Genomic DNA, 16,334 nt, shown 5'->3' on the forward strand with positions numbered 1-16,334 from the left:
GCCCCAACTCGCTCACAGGCACCGCCTAATATCAACGCGATGAAGAGCCGGGCGCAGGACGCGACCCGCGGCACGCGGTGGACCGCGCGGATCGCGGCGCTCTGTCCTGCCGCCGCCGTACTGCTCTCCGTACTGGTGCTCTGCCTGGGCCTCGTGACGCACGGTCTGAGCGCCCCGGCCGACGCCTCCACGATCTCCGTGTCCACCGCGGCGACGAACTCCACTGCCGGGCAACACCTCACGGCGCCCGCCGCGCACGCGTCCGACTGCCCCTACGGCGACCTGTGCTGCCACCGGGCCGTCGACGCCGTACGAGCCGTGCTCGCCGCTCCCGTCCACCCCCTCCCGGCGATCCTCCCCCGCTCGCCGGACCTGGCCCGGTCGCCGGACACCGCCCGGCGCATCGCCGGGCCCACGCCGGCCTGTCGCGCTCCCGATCTCCACTTGCTCCAGGTGCAGCGGACGTAGACGAACACCCAGGGCCCGGTACGCACGTGTACGCACCGGGCCGGCGGCGTACGTCCATCCACCCCTGCATTCACCGCCGTTCGGCGGGGACGAGGAACACACAGCCATGAGCAGAACCAGCAAGAAGGCCGCCGCCCAGGCACGGCGGGCGCGAATAGAGGAGATGCGCCGCGCCGACCAGGCCCGCGAGCGCCGCAACCGGATCATCACCATCACGCTCAGCGCGGTCATCGTCGCCGGACTGGTCGGCTGGGGCGGATACGCCCTCAACAAGGCCGACGAGAAGGACGAGCAGCAGGCCGCCGTGGCGAAGAAGCCCGTACGCGGCGAGCGGACCTGGGCGAAGAAGGAGCTCACGCAGAACCACGTCGAGGGCACCGTCGACTACCCGATGGACCCACCCGTCGGCGGCGACCACCACCAGGCCTGGATGACCTGCGACGGCTCGGTCTACACCAAGCCCGTCCCGAACGAGAACGCCGTGCACTCCTTGGAGCACGGCGCGGTCTGGGTGACGTACAACGACAAGGCCGCCGACGCCGACGTCAAGACGCTCGGCGACAAGGTCTCTCGGACCCCCTACACCCTGATGAGCCCGAACGACGACCAGTCCGGGCCCATCATGCTGTCGGCCTGGGGCCGCCAGCTCAGCGTGGACAAGGCGTCCGACCCGAGGGTGGAGCAGTTCTTCACCAAGTACGTCCAGGGTGCGCAGACCCCCGAGCCGGGCGCCGCCTGTTCCGGGGGCCTGACCGGGGCGTGAGGGGCTGATCGTGGCCCAGTTCGTGCCGGTTCGTAGACACACCCCGTCTACGAACCGGCAGTCGGCCCCGTGCCCCGCAGTTCCCGGACGGTCCCGCCGATCTTGTCCCGGAACCGCTCCAGCATCTCCGGCTTCGCGCTGACGACCCAGCGCTCGCCGACCAGGTACTTGCCGCCGTAGACCGCGGCGGAGTCCAGCCAGGCCTGGGTGTACTTCTCCTCGGGGAAGGTGGTGATGAGGTAGTCGATCTCCTTCGTGTGGCACACGCCCTGGCGCAGCTCATCCGCCTCGATGCGGATCTTGGGCTTGCACCCGGTCAGCGAGGCGATCACCTCGACCTTCGCCGGCGCCTCGACACCGGCCGCCGGAGCGGCCGACATCTCCGACGGCTTGATCTCCGCCGACGCGTCACCCTCACTGCCACCACACGCCGCGACCAGAGGAAGAAGGGCCAGGCTCACGGCGGGCGCGGCGGCGCGCAACAGGCGGGGTAGGTGTGGCACGAATCTCTCCGTCTCCGTACTGCTTCTGCCGCGGCAGCGGCCAGGCCTACGACGAGAGGTACGGGTGTCCGCCGGGGGCTGTTCACCGGGCGCACCGCTTGTGCACCCGCCTCGGCACCCCCTCCGGAGACGACTTCCTGGACCGTGTCGCCCAGCGTGCCGCCGCGGACAAGGTCGAGGCCACGCACGAGACCGGTCAGCTCCTGCTGGCCGGGGCGCCGTGTTCGCGCAGTGTGTGCGTGACCTCCTCGTCGCTGACCTGGTCGAAGTCGTCGTACCACTGCCCGACCGCGTAGAAGTCCGACGGGTGGTGCAGACAGACGACGTCATCGGCTTCCGCTTCCGAGCGCATCGCCGCGGCGGTGTCGGGAGCGCTGACGGGAACGGCGAGGACCAGCCGAGCCGGGTCCCGGCGGCGCAGATGGCGCAGGGCGGCGCGTGCGGTGGCGCCGGTGGCGAGCCCGTCGTCGATGAGGATCACAGCCCGGTTCTTGAGCTCGGGCATAGGGCGGTCGCCCCTGTAGCGCTGTTCCCGGCGGTGCAGTTCGGTGCGCTCGCGGGCCACGTCCGGGGCGAGTCGGTCCTCGGTCAGGCCGAGCATGGCCAGTGAGCGCCGGTCGAACAGCGGCGGATCGTCACCCACGATCGCGCCGATGCCGGTCTCCGGGTGACGTGGGACGCCGATCTTCCGCACGACCAGCACATCCAGCGGTGCCTTGAGGGCCCGGGCCACCTCGGCCGCCACCGGAACGCCGCCTCGCGGCAGCGCCAGTACGACGGGGTCGACCAGGTCAACGTCGGCTGCCCACTCCATCAGCCGGACCGCGAGTTCCCGGCCGGCGTGACGGCGATCACGGAATCGCATGATCATGGCCCTCTCAGGACTTGGTATCCGGCTCGTTCCGGCGCGTCTCGTACGCGGCGGTGGCGGCCGGGGCGGAGTCGAAGCCGAGCCTTCGCTGTCATCCCCCGCTCACCTCCACGTTCGTCGCTTCCTCCGCGGCCGAGGGCCACCTTCGTCCAGCCCGCCTCGCGCCGGTCGGCCCTGTCCGGCCCAGGTCAGCGTGCACGGGCCGCGCGCGTCTCGGAGCGGTTGGTCTTGCGGATCGCGTCGAGCAGTTCCGCCTTCGACATCCGTGACCGGCCTTCGATGTCCAGGTCTCGAGCGATGTCGTACAGGTGCTGCTTGGAGGCTTTCTCGTCGACGCCCTCGCCGCTGCGGCCACCCCGTCCGCGGGGCCGGGCGGACTGCGGGTCCGAGGGCCCCTTGCGGCCGCCCTCCTTGCGCTGCCAGTGGTCGCCGACCTTCTCGTACTGGTGCTTCAGCGCGCCGTACGCCACCCGGTGCGCTCGCTCGCCCTCGCCGTACTGCTCGACGGCGGAGTCGTGCGCCTTGATCCAGGTGTGCTGCGCGTCCTCGGGGGATCGTTCCAGGGTCGACGGCATTTCCTGTCGTCCGGGCATACGACTCACTCCTTCGGTGTGGCTACCCGGGGCACCGGGTTCCCGTCGCACAGCCGCGGTAACGAGGGCGCGGCATCACACGCCCGCGGGCCAGGTCTGCTCCTCCGGGGTGTCCGCCGGGAGTGGGTGAAGGGGTGTCAGGGCGTGGGTGCGGTCGACGTAGCAGAAGACGTCGTAGCGGTGTGCCAGGACGGTGGGAACGTAGTTGCCCACCCGCTCGTATTCGGGGCGATAGACCACGCCGATGGCACGGTGACCGCGTTCTTCGTGGAACCACTCGCGCCGCCCGAAGGAGGGGGGCCGCTGGAGCTGCACATGGGGGAAGACGAACAGCGCCCGCTCGTCGGGCAGCGCCCGGTGCAGCAGATCTTCCAGGCTGTCCCTGCGCGCGGGCGGTACGGCCATGCTCCTCGGCACGTCGCCCCAGGCGTCCGCGGCGATCACGGTGCCGGAGTAGGAACCGAACCCGACCAGCACGACCCCCTTGCCCATGTGCCGTTCGCGCACCAGCTGGCCGATGTTGACCTCGCCGATGTCGGCCATGTCCGTGGCGCGGGCATCGCCGACATGGGTGTTGTGCGCCCACACCACGGCCTTGGCATCGGGGCCGTAGTGCTCCATCAAACGGTCCAGCGTGTCGGCCATGTGATGGTCACGGATGTTCCACGACTGAGGCCCGCTGTCCAGCATGGCCCGGTAATAACGGTCGGCGCCGGCCAGCACCTCCGCGTTCTGCCGGGCGGCGAACTCCGCGAGCGAGCCGTCCAGGGTGGCCGTCTCCGCGGCCCGCCGCCGCACCTCGCTGAGCAGGCCGATCACCTGCGGCTCACACCCTTCGGGCAGGTAACGGGTGGCCAGCGCGTACGACTGCGGATCCTCGGCATACGGCTCGAAGCAGCGGTACGCCTCCAGGGCGTGCTCCACCCGGTCGGGATCGTGCTCGCGCAGATGATCCAGCACCGCGTGCAGCGACTCCCACAGGCTGTAGACGTCCAGCCCGAAGAAGCCGACGCGCCGCTCGGGTGCCAGCTGCTCATTGTGCCGACGCAGCCAACGGGTGAACGCGGCCACGTCCGTGTTGGCCCACATCCACGTCGGCCAGCGCCGGAAGCCGGCCAGCACCTCTTGGGGATCCTCGGGGGCGCCCGGTGCGCCGACCACCGCGCAGTGCACGGCATGGCAGTCCGGCCAGTCACCCTCCACCGCGACGAAGGAGAAGCCCTTCTCCTCGATGAGCCGACGTGTCAGCAGGTCACGGACCTGGTAGTAGTCGGCGGTGCCGTGGGATGCCTCGCCCAGCAGCACGTAGCGGGCGTCGCCGACCCGGTCGAGCACCGGGTCGAGCGACTCCGCCTGATCCGTCAAGGGCAGGGCAGCCGTCCGGATACGGGACTGGTTCAACGGTCCAGCTCTTCCTCGATCGGTGGCTTGGGCACCTCGCGCAGGTACTGCGACAGACCGGGCTTGCCGCCCTCGTGGGCCGAGCTGAAGCCCACATCCCGCAGAGCGCCCAGCACGTCGTCGACCGTCGCGTGCGCCATGGGAAACACTCCCCTTTCAGGCTGGGGACCAGTCCCGCGTACCCCTATCGCCTCACGGCACACGGCACACGTGGAGGACGCCTGCGGCTGGGAGTGCGGCCGAGGGGTACTCGCTGTGGGTCGGGACGAGGGTCACCCCGGGAAAAGGAGGCACACCGTGCGCCAGCGCCTGCGGACGGCCCGCTGCCTGTGCGACTTCGACTCCTCGGTGGCGGCGGTGCGGGCGGCGAGCCGGTTCCTTCGCGGCAAGGACTTCAGAGGGCTCGGCGTCGGTCCCGGTTCCGCGCGGCTGGCCGACCTGGCCTCGCATCTGCTCTCCCCGGCGCGACGGCGCCTGTTCGTGTTCGCCGCCCATCTGCAGGGCGCGCCGCTCACGCAGGTACGCCGAGTCAGTGGCGAGGACCTGGCGGCCTGGACCGCGGACCAGTACGGCCCCGGTCCCTACCCGGCCGCCTTCATCGGGTCCGGGAGCGGGGCCGCCGTCCACCTCGCCGGGGCCCTGCGCGCTCCCGTCCTGCCGCAGACGTACCTGGTGCCGGTACGGGCCCGGCTCGACCCCGACCAGCCGCGCGCGGCACTGAGGGCGGGCCAGGAGTTCGGCCGGCGGCTGGTGGAGGCCAACCCCGAGCTGTCCCTGTGCCATATGCACGACCCGAGTCAGGACCGGGCCATGCTCGTGCGTTTCATGTACTTCCGGTTCAAGCGGCTCCGGCTCGGTGCGGTGCTGGAATGGTTTCTGGAGCAGCGGCTCGCTCCGGGCGCGACGATCTTCATCGTCGACTGCACCCTCACCTGGCCCGTGTCGGTCCTGGGCGACCGGCACCGTTTCCAGTTCGGCGCCCTCGGCGGCATGCCGCCCGACGAGTACGCGAGCGGCAGCGACCGCGTCGCCCGGCACCTCGCCGAGCAGCACTCCCCGGTCCGCCGGTGGGACGCGCCTCCGCCGGACGAGCGGTACCCGGAAGCGGAATGGGGATACGACGACAGCCTCACCCCCGACATCACGGCACTGGCGGCCCGCTGCGGGTACCAGGTGCGGCGCATCACCATCGGTGAGCCCGAGCACCTGAGCCCGCTCGTCGCCGACCTGTACCGCTGGTGGTACCGCCGACGGGGTCTCGCGGCCGACCGGCTGCTCGTCGAGACGTACAACCAGTGGGAGCCGCACTGGGCGCTGCGGCTGGGCGCCGTCCCGTTCTGGCTGCAGTTCACCGCCGAGTCCTCCTACGGCCTGCTCGACCAGTACCTGCGGCGCGACGAGCAGCCCTACCGGCACATCCACGTGAACCTGTTCTCCAACGCACTGCGCTCGGTCGGCCAGGTCCCGGCCGAGCGTTGGAGCGAGCTCGCCCGGCGGTACGCCAGTACGGAGAGAGGCCTTCTCGGCGTGGACGAGCGGGCCTATCCCGAGGACATCGGCAGCACGCTGCGCTACCAGCCGGCCCTGGCAGCTCTGTCCCCACGCCATCCGCTGCCGCCTCCGCTGGGCCTGGAGGACCTGGACGAGTTCCTGGCCGACAGGCGGCACACCGACGCCTGCCGGCTGGCCCGGATCGAAACCCTCAGTAGGGCCCAGGGGTGACAGGCCATGGGTTCCCGTCAGGAGCATCGCCCGCCGTTTCCGGAGCGGACGGTCACGACGTACCACGACGGTCCGCTCGGACGGATGCGGAGCCGCGCCGTCGGGGACGTACGCCCCGGTACCCCGGAGGTCGCGCTCGTGCAGGGCATGGGGGTGTCCGACTATCTGCTGCCCGGCCTCGCCGCGTTCGGCCGGTGGACGCGGGCGCACCTGGTGGAACTGCCCGGTTTCGCGGGCAGCGGCGATCCCCCGCACGAGCTCGACGTGCCGGAGTTCGGCCGCTGCGTCGCCGGCTGGCTCTCCGCGCGCGAACTGGGTCCGGTGATCCTCGCCGGGCACTCCAGCGGAACCCAGGTCGCCGCCCGTGCCGCGCTCGGACGTCCCGACGTCGCGGGTGTGGTGCTGGCCAGTCCCACCGTGGACCCGGTCGCCCGCGGCCTCGTACGCCTTTTCGTCCACTGGCAGTTGGACGGACGGCGGGAACCGCCGGGGCTGTCCGCGTCGCACCGTCCCGAGTGGAAGCGTGCGGGCCTGCGTCGGCTGTTCCACACGGCGCGGGTGCACCTCGACGACGTCCTGGAGGACTCGGTGGCCCGGCTGCGGGTTCCCCTGCTGATCATCCGGGGCAGGGACGACCGGATCGGCACTGCCGGCTGGGGCCGTCACCTGGCCGGCCTCGTACCGGACGGAGAGTATGTCGAGGTCGCGGGGGCGCACACGTTCCCTTGGCTGGATCCTGAGGCGTGGTCGGAGCCGGTGCGCGGATTCGTGGGGCGAGTCGTCGGGGGCCAGCCGGGCCCGCGGCGGAGTTGAGCCTTCGTGCCCTGCGCGGCGGAAGGATGGAGCCGAAGCCGACTCAGAAGGCCCGTTCCAGGAGGCCGCGGGTGATGCGGGCGAGTTCCGCCGGGGCCGAGTAGTTGAGGGTGTGTCCCGCTCCGGGCACCTCGGCGAGACGTGCCCGAGGCAGCATCTCGGTGAACTCCTCCGCCCAGGCGCGCGGGACGACGGGGTCGTGCGTGCCGCGTACGACCACCGTCGGGGTGCGCAGGTGGTGCAGTTTGCGTTCGACCGGGTCGTGCAGCTGGTGGCGGAACGTCCGCCAGGCCCGGGGCAGCCCGCAGTCGGCGTAGCTGAGCGCGAGGGCGATGCCCAGGCCGGGCCGCTCCCAGCGCGTGTCGCACAAGAGGCGGACGGCCTGCCGCCCGGCCGATCGCGCATGCCGGTCGAAGGTGGGCCCGTTCAGCACCACCGGCCCGATCAGCTCCGGGGCGTGCGCCGCCAGGTCAACGACAAGCTGGCAGCCAGTGGAGTTGGCGACCAGCGGCACCGGGCGGCGGCCGGTGGCCCGCAGCCAGTCGGCCAGCGCCAGTGACAGTCCGTGCACATCCAGCGGCACGGGCGGGCCAGGCGTACGCCCGAAGCCGGGCAGATCGACCGCGACCGTCCTGGCATCCGGTGCGAGCGCGCGGGCGAACGGCAGCCAGTAACGGTACGAGCAGCCCAGACCGTGCACGCACACCACCTCCGGGACGCCGGCCGGGCCCAGGACCGCCGCGTGGACCCGGGTGCCGGCGGCTGCCGTGAACTCGTGGGCGTCCCAGTCGCTCACCGGGAGGCGGCTCGTCGGCCCGCGCCCGCGCCCGCGCCCACAGCCACGCCGACAGCGGTCGCCGCCACGGCCAGGCGGCGCACCGCCGTACGTCGCCGCCCGTGCCAGCCGCCGTCCACCGCGCCGTCCCCGGGCGCCGGCACGTGCAGGTTTCCGTGGGTCGCCGGGGCCAGCTCCTCTCGCGAGAGATGAGCCCGGTCCCCCTGCCGCGCCGCCGCCCGCTCCAGCACTCCGGGAGCCGTCCGCGCCTGCAGCATCGTGGCCCGTCCCATCGGGCCGACCACCACCTCACGCCGTGGCACACGGACCACGTCCACGATGGCGTGGGCCACCCGTTCCGCGCTGTAGACGGGCGGCATGGGCACGACCTTCCGGCCCGTGTAGTTGGCCGCATGCTCGAAGAGCGGGGTGTCGATACTGGCCGGCAGCACCGTGCACACGTGAATGTTCCTGGCCCCGTCGAGCCGCAACTCCTGCCGCAGGCTCGCCCCGAGCGCCCGGACGGCGTGCTTCGACATGACGTACGCATGGGTGTACGGCTGGCTGACCACCCCCACGACGGACGAGACGTCGACGAGAATGCCGCTCCCCTGCTCCCGCATGACACGCAGGGCCGCCCGGGCCCCGTACACATATCCCATGACGTTGACGTCGATGACCCTGCGAAAGTCCTCCAGCGGCACTTCATTGAACGGTCCGAACACGGTGACAGCCGCCGAGTTGACCCATACGTCGATCCGCCCGAACCGCTCCACGGCGCGCTGCGCGAGATCGTCCACCGCCTTGACGTCCGTGACATCGGTCGGCACGACGAGCGTCCGCGCACCGCGATACCGCTCGCACTCCCGCGCGGCGGCTTCCAGCGCCTCCCCCCGCCGCGCGGCCAGCACGACGGAACAGCCCTTGCGGGCGAACGCCACCGCGGTGGCCCGTCCGATGCCGCTCGATGCCCCCGTGATCACCACTACCGAATCGCGCACTCGCATCCTGCCGCCTCCTCGGAGATGACCGGAGCACGGGCCCGGGAACGAACCCGCAGCTCAGCCGGGTACCCGCCGCGCAACGGTCCAACCACCGCACCCTGCAAGCAAGAAGTACGACACCCGGCGGGCCTGGATCCGCAAAGAGGCTGAACGGTCCGGCGTGACCGACCAGGACGCCAACCGGGCAGCCAATGAGGAGCTGCAGGAAGGCGACGAGTGGCGCAGCCGCGGGCCGAAGACCGAGCGAGGCCGAGGGCCGAAGGGCGAGCGCCCGGGAAGCTCCCACTAGCGAACTCGGCGCAGCTCACCGCCCGACACCGCGTCCGCCGACACGGCAAGCACCACCTCGGCATGCAGGCGGGCGGACTCTTTGTCCCGTGACCGTCCGTAGGACATGGGGTTCGTCCCGCAGCCGAAACGCTGGAAGACGCGGCCCAGGCCCTGGAGTCCGCGATCGCCTTGAGGATGTCGGGGCCGATCAGGTCGGCAGGCGCAGCGGCCCACCCGCTGGGCCCAGCACCGTCACCCCCGCCCGCGGATCCCGGTCACCCGCGCACTGATCAGAGGGCCCCGCGAAGTGAGGTATCACCCGGGTGTGTCACGCGGATCTGCTCCCGGACGTAGCCCTTGTTCTTGTCGACCACGTTCCGCAGCGGCCGGCCCTCGTTCCTGCGTATCAGGTTGTCCAGGAACAGGTCCGCCAGGTCGGCACGCCAGCCGGTCACCTCACCCGCCGTGTGCGGAGAGACGATCACGCCTGGCAGGTCCCAGAGCGGTGAGGCGGCAGGCAGTGGCTCCTGGGCGAAGACGTCCAGAGCCGCACCGGCGAGCCGACCGTCGGCGAGGTGACGTATCAGCGCCTCCTCGTCGACGAGGGCGCCCCGGCCGACGTTGACCAGCCGGGCGCCGCTCTTCATCGCGGCCAGGACGGACGCGTCGACCATGCCGCGGGTGTCCGGGGTGAGCGGGGTGGCGAGGACGACGTAATCCGCCTCGGCCAGCGCGGTCCGCACCCGCGCTCCTGTGTGGACCAGGCCGAAGTCGGGGTCGTCCGCGCGGGCGGTGCGTCCGGCTCCGGTCACTCGCATGCCGACGGCGCGCAGCATGCGGGCGACGGCGCGGCCGATCGGCCCCGTTCCCCAGACCAACGCCGTGCGTCCACCGATGCGTTCGCTGTCGCGCGGTCGCCACTCACGGCGCCGCTGGTGCTCCCAGGTTCCGGGAAAGTCCTTGGCGAGGGCGATGATCAGGCCGAGGACGTACTCGGCGATGGCCTGGTCGTACACGCCGCGCGAGTTGGTCAGGACGACGTCCGGGTTGGAGACAAGCGCGGGGAAGAGCAGCGAGTCCACTCCGGCGGCGGCCACGTGGACCCAGTCGGGCGCCAGGGCCGGGTCTTCGGGCCAGGCCGCGGCGACCGCCGGGGTGATGGAGTGCCAGCACAGGACGATGTCCGCACCGGACAGCAGGAGCGGCAGTTCCTCCTCGGTGGCGTACACCGTGTCCGCGAGGCGTTCGATGCGTGCGGGATCGGGCGGCAGGATGCCACGGTGCAGGACGACGAGCCGGTCAGCCACGGGCGTCCGCCACGGTGCTGGCGAGGTACGTGTACTCCAGGAACTCGTCGACACCGACGCGCCCGCCCTGCGCGGCTGCCACCGCCCTGGGGTGGCAGTGGCCGGTGCTGGTGACACCGGTGCCCGCGGTGAAGTCCAGGTAGCGGCGACCGTCGGTGCCGAAGAGGTGGACTCCCTCCCCGCGTTCGGCGACGACGGGTGTGGCCTGGCGCAGGTGCTCGGACAGTTGGCCCATACAGCGGCGCTCCCAGGGGGTGGGAAGGTGCGGGGGACACCCGACACCCTGTGGGCGCAGGGGCGGGAGGGTCAACGGCCACGGTGTTCCACGGGCCCGGCATGTGTGGACGGTCTGTCAACCGGTACCGGGCCGCGGAACAGACTGTCCATTCGGCGCCCGCCGAGCGAACACGGTGTTCATTGACGGTGGCCGCCCGCTGAACCAGGGTGATGGCCAACCCCGGACCGTCTCGCCCCCGCTCGGCGACCTTCCGGTCTCTCCGGTGTACAGCGACGTACGCCTTCCTGCTTGACGAACGTCCTCCTCCTCGCTCCGCGTCCCCAGGAGTCTCAAGCATGCCCACGACCTCAGCTGCCACGGGCGGCGCCCCGTCCCTCGACGACGCGCCCGTCACCTCCTTCCATCGCCGGATCATGATGGTCGCCATGGGCGGCCCGTTCTGCGACGGCTATCTCCTCGGCGTGATGGGTGTGGCCCTCGGGCTCATCACCCCCGCTCTCGCGCTCGACACCCTGTGGACCGGCCTGATCGCCGCGTCCGTCCTGGTCGGTGTGTTCATCGGCGGTGCGGTCTTCGGACCGATCACCGACCGGGTGGGCCGCCACCTCATGTACGTCCTCAACTTCGTCGCCTTCGTCGTCCTGTCGGCGCTGCAGTTCTTCGTCACCGAGGCCTGGCAGCTGATGGTGCTGCGGCTGCTGATCGGCATCGCGATCGGCGCCGACTACCCCATCGCCTCCGCGCTCACCACCGAACTGGTCCCGCGCCGGATGCGCGGCCCGGCCCTGTCCGGACTGGTGCTGGCCTGGTGGGTCGGATACGGCGTGAGCTTCTGGGTGGGCTGGGCACTGACCGGGCTCGGCGACGACTCCTGGCGCTGGATGCTCGCCTCCGGTGTCGTCCCGGCGGTGATCTTCCTCGTCTTCCGGGCCGGCATCCCGGAGTCCCCGCGCTGGCTGGCCTCACGCGGCCGGATCGAGGAGGCGAAGGCCGTCGTACGCAAACACCTGGGCCAGGAGATCGACACCGACGAACTGCTCGCGGAGACCCGCCAGCAGCAGCGCGGCGGTTCCGGCCTCGGCAACCTCGTCGAGATCTTCCGACGCGGTTACACCGTCCCGGTCGTCTTCTGTTCCGTCTTCTGGATCTGTCAGGTGGCACCCGCCTTCGCCGTGCGCTCCTTCCAGCCTCAGATGCTGTCCGCGTTCGGCGTGGAGAGCACCTACGGTTCCAGCGCGCTGATCACCACGATCGCCGTGCTGGGCATCGCGCTCGGTCTGGTGGTCGTCAACCGGATCGGCCGCCGCTCACTGCTGATCAGCACGTTCATCTGCATCAACGTCTCCCTGATCGCGCTCGCGGTACTGCCACTGCACTGGGCGTTCCTCGTCGTGACCCTGTTCGCGGCCTTCCAGTTCTTCGAGGCGGCCGGCAGCGGACTGCAGTTCGTCTACCCGAGCGAGCTCTTCCCGACCGACCTCAGAGCCACCGGCGTCGGCATCGCCACCGCGATGAGCCGGATCGGCTCCGCCACCTCCACCTTCCTGCTCCCCATCGCCGCCGAGGACCTCGGTGTGCGCGGCACGCTCGGGGTGGCGGTCGCGATCACCCTGGCCGGCCTCGCCGTGTCGTACTTCCTCGCCCCCGAGACCAAGGACCTGGACCTGGCCGAGGCCAGCAGCCGTTCCTGAACGCCCCTACCTCACTTAGGAGTTCACCGCATGCGCAAGGTCGTCAGCTTCGACTGCTACCGCACCCTCATCAACTTCGACACCCGGGCCGCCACCCACGAGATCGTCAAGGACCGGCTCGCCGAGATCGGCGTCGACGCCGACCAGTTCCACCACGACGCCTACGTCATGCGCTTCCAGGGCGTCGTCGACGCCTACCGTCCCTACCGCGAGATCGTCCGCAGCACCCTGCGCAACGTCATGCTGCTGCACGGCCTGGAGTACAAGGACGAGGACGGCGAGGCGCTGATCGAGGCGATCAAGAAGTTCAAGCCGTTCCGCGAGGTCCCGGACGCACTGCGCCGTCTGAAAAGCGAGTACGACATCGCGATCCTCTCCAACAGCGAGGACGACCTCATCCAGTACGCGGTCGACGAGCTCGGCGTCGAGTGGGACTACGTCCTGACCGCCGAGCAGGCCGGCGCGTACAAGCCGCTGCCGCAGGCCTTCGAGTACCTGATGAAGGCGACCGGCCGGGGCCCGCAGGACATCATCCACACGGCCCAGGGCTGGGAGTACGACATCATGCCGACCAAGCGGTACCCGGGCATGCGGCGCATCTGGGTCAACCGATACGGCTTCCCGGGCTCGCCCGCCTTCCAGCCGTACGAGGAGATCAAGGACCTCTCCGGGCTGCCGGGTCTGCTCGGCGTCTGACCCTCTCCCGGTATCCGCTCCGAAAGGACTCCCCCCTTGAGCACCCCCACGCTCGGCCGCCCCGGACCGGTGAACGGCCGGATCTCCCACTGGTTCTCCGAACTGCCCACTCCCCGGCCGTCGTTGCCCGGCGACCGCGACGCCGATGTGTGCATTGTGGGCGCCGGCCTCACCGGACTGTGGACGGCCTACTACCTGAAGCAGGCCGACCCGTCACTGCGGATCACGATCCTGGAGGCCGAGTTCGCCGGGTTCGGCGCCTCCGGGCGCAACGGCGGCTGGGCCTCCGGGCTGGTGCCGGGAGCCCGGGACCGGCTGGCCAGGACGTACGGGCGGGATGCCGTCCTCGACCACCAGCGGGCGATGAACGAGGCCGTCGACGAGATCATCGCCGTCGCCGAACGCGAGAACATCGACGCGGACATCGTCAAGAGCGGCACCCTGCGGGTGGCGCGGACGCCGGCGCAGGCCACCCGGCTGCGGCACAAGACCGAAGCAGACCACGAGTGGGGGGTCACGGCGGCGGTGATGCTCACTCCCGAGGAGGCGGCCGAGCGGATCGACATCGCCGGAATGACGGCGGCCGCGTACACCCCGCACTGTGTACGGCTGCAACCCGCCTCCCTGGTCCAGGGGCTCGCCGCGACGGTCGAGCGGCTCGGCGTGACCGTGTACGAGAAGTCCCCGGTCACGGCCATCAGGACCGGGCGGGCGAGCACCCCGCACGGCACGCTCAAAGCCCCCGTGATCCTGCGCGCGACCGAGGGCTTCACCGCGTCCGTCAAGGGACTGCGGCGGACCTGGCTCCCCATGAACAGCTCGATGATCGTCACCGAGCCGTTGCCGAAGGAGGTGTGGGAGGAGATCGGCTGGGCGGGCCGGGAGACCCTGGGCGACACCGCGCACGGACATCTGTACGCGCAGCGCACCCGGGACGACCGCATCGCGATCGGCGGGCGCGGGGTGCCGTACCGCTTCGGCTCGCGCACCGACACCGACGGACACGTCGACAACCGTACGATCGCCCAGCTCATCGACACCTTGTATGCGGTGCTGCCGCAGACCACGGGCGCCCGCGTCGACCACGCCTGGTGCGGGGTGCTCGCGGTGCCCCGCGACTGGTCGGCGACGGTGGGCCTGGACCGCGACACCGGCCTCGGCTGGGCCGGCGGCTACGTCGGCCACGGCGTGACCTCGACGAACCTCGCCGCCCGCACGCTCACCGACCTGGTCCTCGGCCGCGACTCACGGCTGACCCGACTGCCTTGGACGGGGCACCGCCCCGGCACCTGGGAGCCGGAGCCGCTGCGCTGGCTCGGGGTACGCGGACTGTATGTCGCCTACCGGCTGGCGGACCGGCACGAGGCGGGCGGGCGGACGCGGACGTCCCCGATCGCCACGATCGCCGATCTCATCGCCCGGCGCCCCTGACCGGCGTCGGCAGCACGCTCCTGAGCAGCACTGTCACACCTTGCGCTGCCTCGTCCCACCCTTCAGAGTGGTCCGGAACCACGTGCCGGACCACTCGGTACGACGTCTCCCGGGAGCCAGCGCCCATGCCGTTCCTCACGGTTGCTGACGTACTGCGACTACCGGTCATCGCCGCCGGTCTCCCCCGGGTGGCGGCCGGCGGTGAACAGCTGGGGCGTGCCGTGCGCTGGGTCCATGTCACCGAACTGCTCGATCCCGCCTCCTTCCTGGAGGGCGGCGAGCTGGTGCTCACCACCGGCATGCCGTACCCCTCGGATCCGACCCAACTGCGCGGCTATGTCGACCAGTTGGCGGACGTCGGGGTGGCGGGCCTGGTCGTGGAACTGGGCCGTCGGTACCAGCAGGCGCCCCCCGAGCTCGTCATGGCGTGCCGGGAGCGCGATCTGCCGCTGATCGTGCTGGCGCGCGGGGTGCGCTTCATCGAGGTCACTCAGACCGTGCACGCCCTGATCCTGGACGCGCAGGGCGAACTGCTGCGGCGTGCCCAGCATGTGCAGGAACTGTTCACCTCCCTCACCCTGCGCGGCGTGGAGCCCGAGGAACTCGTGCAGACCGCGGCGGACCTGGCCGGCTGTCCGGTCGTGCTGGAGAATCTGATCCACCACGCGGTCATCTGCGTGCAGGCCGGCCACCCGGGCGGACAGATCCTGGAAGCCTGGCCACGCCGCTCACGCACCGCCGCGACGCCGGACCGCGCCGCGGTCAGCGGGCCTGAGGGCTGGCTCATGGCGCCGGTCACGGAGCGGAGCAGCCGATGGGGGCGCCTGATCATGCTGCCTCTGGCCGCCGGACCGCCGTTCGGCCCCGAGCACACGATGATCCTGGAACAGGCCGCGACCGCCCTCACCCTGGCCCGGCTCACCGGCCGCCCCTCGTGGGACCGGCGTGCCCACAGCTCCGTCCTGCTCGATCTGCTGCACTGGCGCTACCGCAGCCGCACCGAGGCACGGCTGCGCGCCGAGGCCCTCGGTCTGCCCACGACCGGCCACCGCCTCCTCCCGGTCGTCGTCGACCACGCGGGGGCGCCCGGCGGCGGCACGTCGGTGGCCGATCACCTCGCCGGGGAACTGCACACCGCCGGCGTCAAGGCCTTGGTGGGGAACCTCTCCGAGCGGCGGACCGGCCTCCTCATGGCCCTGGCCCGCGCGAGCGCGTGGCGGCCCGTCGCCGAACGGGTCGCCCGCGATCTGCACGCGGTGTTCGGCGAGGACGTCGTCGTCGCGGTCGGCCCGTCGGTCACCGAACTCGGGGAGGTCACCGGGTCGTTCCGCCAGGCCGAGCAGGTCGCCGACGCCATCGGCCCCGCGTCACGGGGCCGCCCGTTCCACGTAGCCTCCGACGTGGGCCTGCCGGAACTGCTGTACTCCCTGCGCGACGACGTCCGTGTCCAGAAGTATGTGGAACAGCAGCTCGGCCGCCTCCTCCGGCACGACGCACGGCACGGCAGCGACCTGCTCACCTCCCTGCGCGCCTACCTCGACGCGGCCGGCAACAAGTCGATCGCCGCCAAGCACGTGGGTCTGTCCCGCCAAGCCTTCTACCAGCGTCTGCACACCATAGAGCGCCTCCTGGCCACGGACCTGGAGTCCGGCTCCCAGCGCACCCAGCTCCACGTGGCGGTGACGGCACTGGACGCGCTGCACGGTCACGACGACCTACCAAAGCCCATCGGGAACTGACGCTCCTACAGTCGACGATCCACCTTTCTCCAGGTCACCCGTTTCTGCA

16 protein-coding genes and 1 pseudogene are annotated in these 16,334 nt (G+C 71.2%); 8 read left to right on the forward strand and 9 right to left on the reverse strand.

Annotation, left to right across the window (positions count from 1 at the left end):
* The first annotated feature begins 39 nt into the window (after positions 1–39).
* Both AB0I98_RS07230 and AB0I98_RS07235 read left to right on the forward strand, forming a co-directional pair.
* Positions 40–468, forward strand: a complete 429-nt coding sequence (locus tag AB0I98_RS07230) for a hypothetical protein (protein WP_362936543.1) — start codon at positions 40–42, stop codon at positions 466–468.
* A 106-nt stretch (positions 469–574) separates the two neighbouring features.
* Entirely contained in the window at positions 575–1,231 is a 657-nt protein-coding gene (locus AB0I98_RS07235) for a DUF3105 domain-containing protein (protein WP_362936545.1), read from the forward strand.
* Between the two features lie 47 nt (positions 1,232–1,278).
* On the opposite strand, the gene AB0I98_RS07240 is transcribed toward AB0I98_RS07235, so the two are convergent.
* The 5 genes from AB0I98_RS07240 to AB0I98_RS07260 form a co-directional block, all read right to left on the reverse strand.
* Positions 1,279–1,734: a hypothetical protein gene (locus AB0I98_RS07240; protein WP_362936548.1), complete on the reverse strand. Its 456-nt coding sequence runs from the start codon at positions 1,732–1,734 to the stop codon at positions 1,279–1,281.
* Positions 1,735–1,930: 196 nt separating this feature from the next.
* A complete protein-coding gene (locus tag AB0I98_RS07245) occupies positions 1,931–2,599 on the reverse strand; it encodes a phosphoribosyltransferase family protein (RefSeq protein ID WP_362936551.1) in 669 nt (222 codons plus the stop codon).
* Between the two features lie 194 nt (positions 2,600–2,793).
* Positions 2,794–3,198 carry a ChaB family protein gene (locus AB0I98_RS07250; protein WP_362936554.1) on the reverse strand — a complete coding sequence of 135 codons (405 nt, stop codon included), beginning with the start codon at positions 3,196–3,198 and terminating at the stop codon, positions 2,794–2,796.
* 75 nt (positions 3,199–3,273) lie between these two features.
* A complete protein-coding gene (locus AB0I98_RS07255; RefSeq protein ID WP_362936557.1) occupies positions 3,274–4,599 on the reverse strand; it encodes an erythromycin esterase family protein in 1,326 nt (441 codons plus the stop codon).
* Positions 4,596–4,739, reverse strand: coding sequence for a hypothetical protein (locus tag AB0I98_RS07260; protein WP_362936560.1), 144 nt, complete (start codon positions 4,737–4,739; stop codon positions 4,596–4,598). Before AB0I98_RS07260 ends, AB0I98_RS07255 begins: the two co-directional genes overlap by 4 nt.
* 157 nt (positions 4,740–4,896) lie before the next feature.
* On the opposite strand from AB0I98_RS07260, the gene AB0I98_RS07265 reads away from it, so the two are divergent.
* On the forward strand, positions 4,897–6,321 hold the full coding sequence (locus AB0I98_RS07265) for a hypothetical protein (RefSeq protein WP_362936563.1): 1,425 nt from the start codon (positions 4,897–4,899) through the stop codon (positions 6,319–6,321).
* A gap of 6 nt (positions 6,322–6,327) precedes the next feature.
* Positions 6,328–7,134: an alpha/beta hydrolase gene (locus AB0I98_RS07270; RefSeq protein WP_362936566.1), complete on the forward strand. Its 807-nt coding sequence runs from the start codon at positions 6,328–6,330 to the stop codon at positions 7,132–7,134.
* Between the two features lie 43 nt (positions 7,135–7,177).
* Here the strand turns inward: AB0I98_RS07270 and AB0I98_RS07275 are convergent, their stop codons facing one another.
* From AB0I98_RS07275 to AB0I98_RS07290, 4 genes and pseudogenes are all read right to left on the reverse strand, one after another.
* The gene (locus AB0I98_RS07275; protein WP_362936569.1) at positions 7,178–7,930 is read right to left on the reverse strand and encodes an alpha/beta hydrolase; all 753 of its coding nucleotides are present in this window, start codon (positions 7,928–7,930) and stop codon (positions 7,178–7,180) included.
* Positions 7,927–8,916: an SDR family oxidoreductase gene (locus AB0I98_RS07280; RefSeq protein ID WP_362936572.1), complete on the reverse strand. Its 990-nt coding sequence runs from the start codon at positions 8,914–8,916 to the stop codon at positions 7,927–7,929. Before AB0I98_RS07280 ends, AB0I98_RS07275 begins: the two co-directional genes overlap by 4 nt.
* A gap of 557 nt (positions 8,917–9,473) precedes the next feature.
* Positions 9,474–10,490, reverse strand: a complete 1,017-nt coding sequence (locus tag AB0I98_RS07285; RefSeq protein WP_362936575.1) for a D-2-hydroxyacid dehydrogenase — start codon at positions 10,488–10,490, stop codon at positions 9,474–9,476.
* Between the two features lie 67 nt (positions 10,491–10,557).
* Positions 10,558–10,725: pseudogene (locus AB0I98_RS07290) on the reverse strand (aminotransferase class III-fold pyridoxal phosphate-dependent enzyme); the annotation flags it as partial.
* A gap of 338 nt (positions 10,726–11,063) precedes the next feature.
* On the opposite strand from AB0I98_RS07290, the gene AB0I98_RS07295 reads away from it, so the two are divergent.
* From AB0I98_RS07295 to AB0I98_RS07310, 4 genes are all read left to right on the forward strand, one after another.
* Positions 11,064–12,419: an MFS transporter gene (locus AB0I98_RS07295; protein WP_362936578.1), complete on the forward strand. Its 1,356-nt coding sequence runs from the start codon at positions 11,064–11,066 to the stop codon at positions 12,417–12,419.
* 30 nt (positions 12,420–12,449) lie between these two features.
* Positions 12,450–13,115 carry an HAD-IA family hydrolase gene (locus tag AB0I98_RS07300; protein ID WP_362936581.1) on the forward strand — a complete coding sequence of 222 codons (666 nt, stop codon included), beginning with the start codon at positions 12,450–12,452 and terminating at the stop codon, positions 13,113–13,115.
* Between the two features lie 36 nt (positions 13,116–13,151).
* Positions 13,152–14,546, forward strand: a complete 1,395-nt coding sequence (locus AB0I98_RS07305) for an FAD-dependent oxidoreductase (protein WP_362936584.1) — start codon at positions 13,152–13,154, stop codon at positions 14,544–14,546.
* A 125-nt stretch (positions 14,547–14,671) separates the two neighbouring features.
* On the forward strand, positions 14,672–16,285 hold the full coding sequence (locus AB0I98_RS07310) for a PucR family transcriptional regulator ligand-binding domain-containing protein (RefSeq protein WP_362936587.1): 1,614 nt from the start codon (positions 14,672–14,674) through the stop codon (positions 16,283–16,285).
* Positions 16,286–16,334: the final 49 nt, after the last annotated feature.

It is taken from the genome of Streptomyces sp. NPDC050211, from assembly GCF_040656035.1.
In the GTDB taxonomy this organism is placed as follows: domain Bacteria; phylum Actinomycetota; class Actinomycetes; order Streptomycetales; family Streptomycetaceae; genus Streptomyces.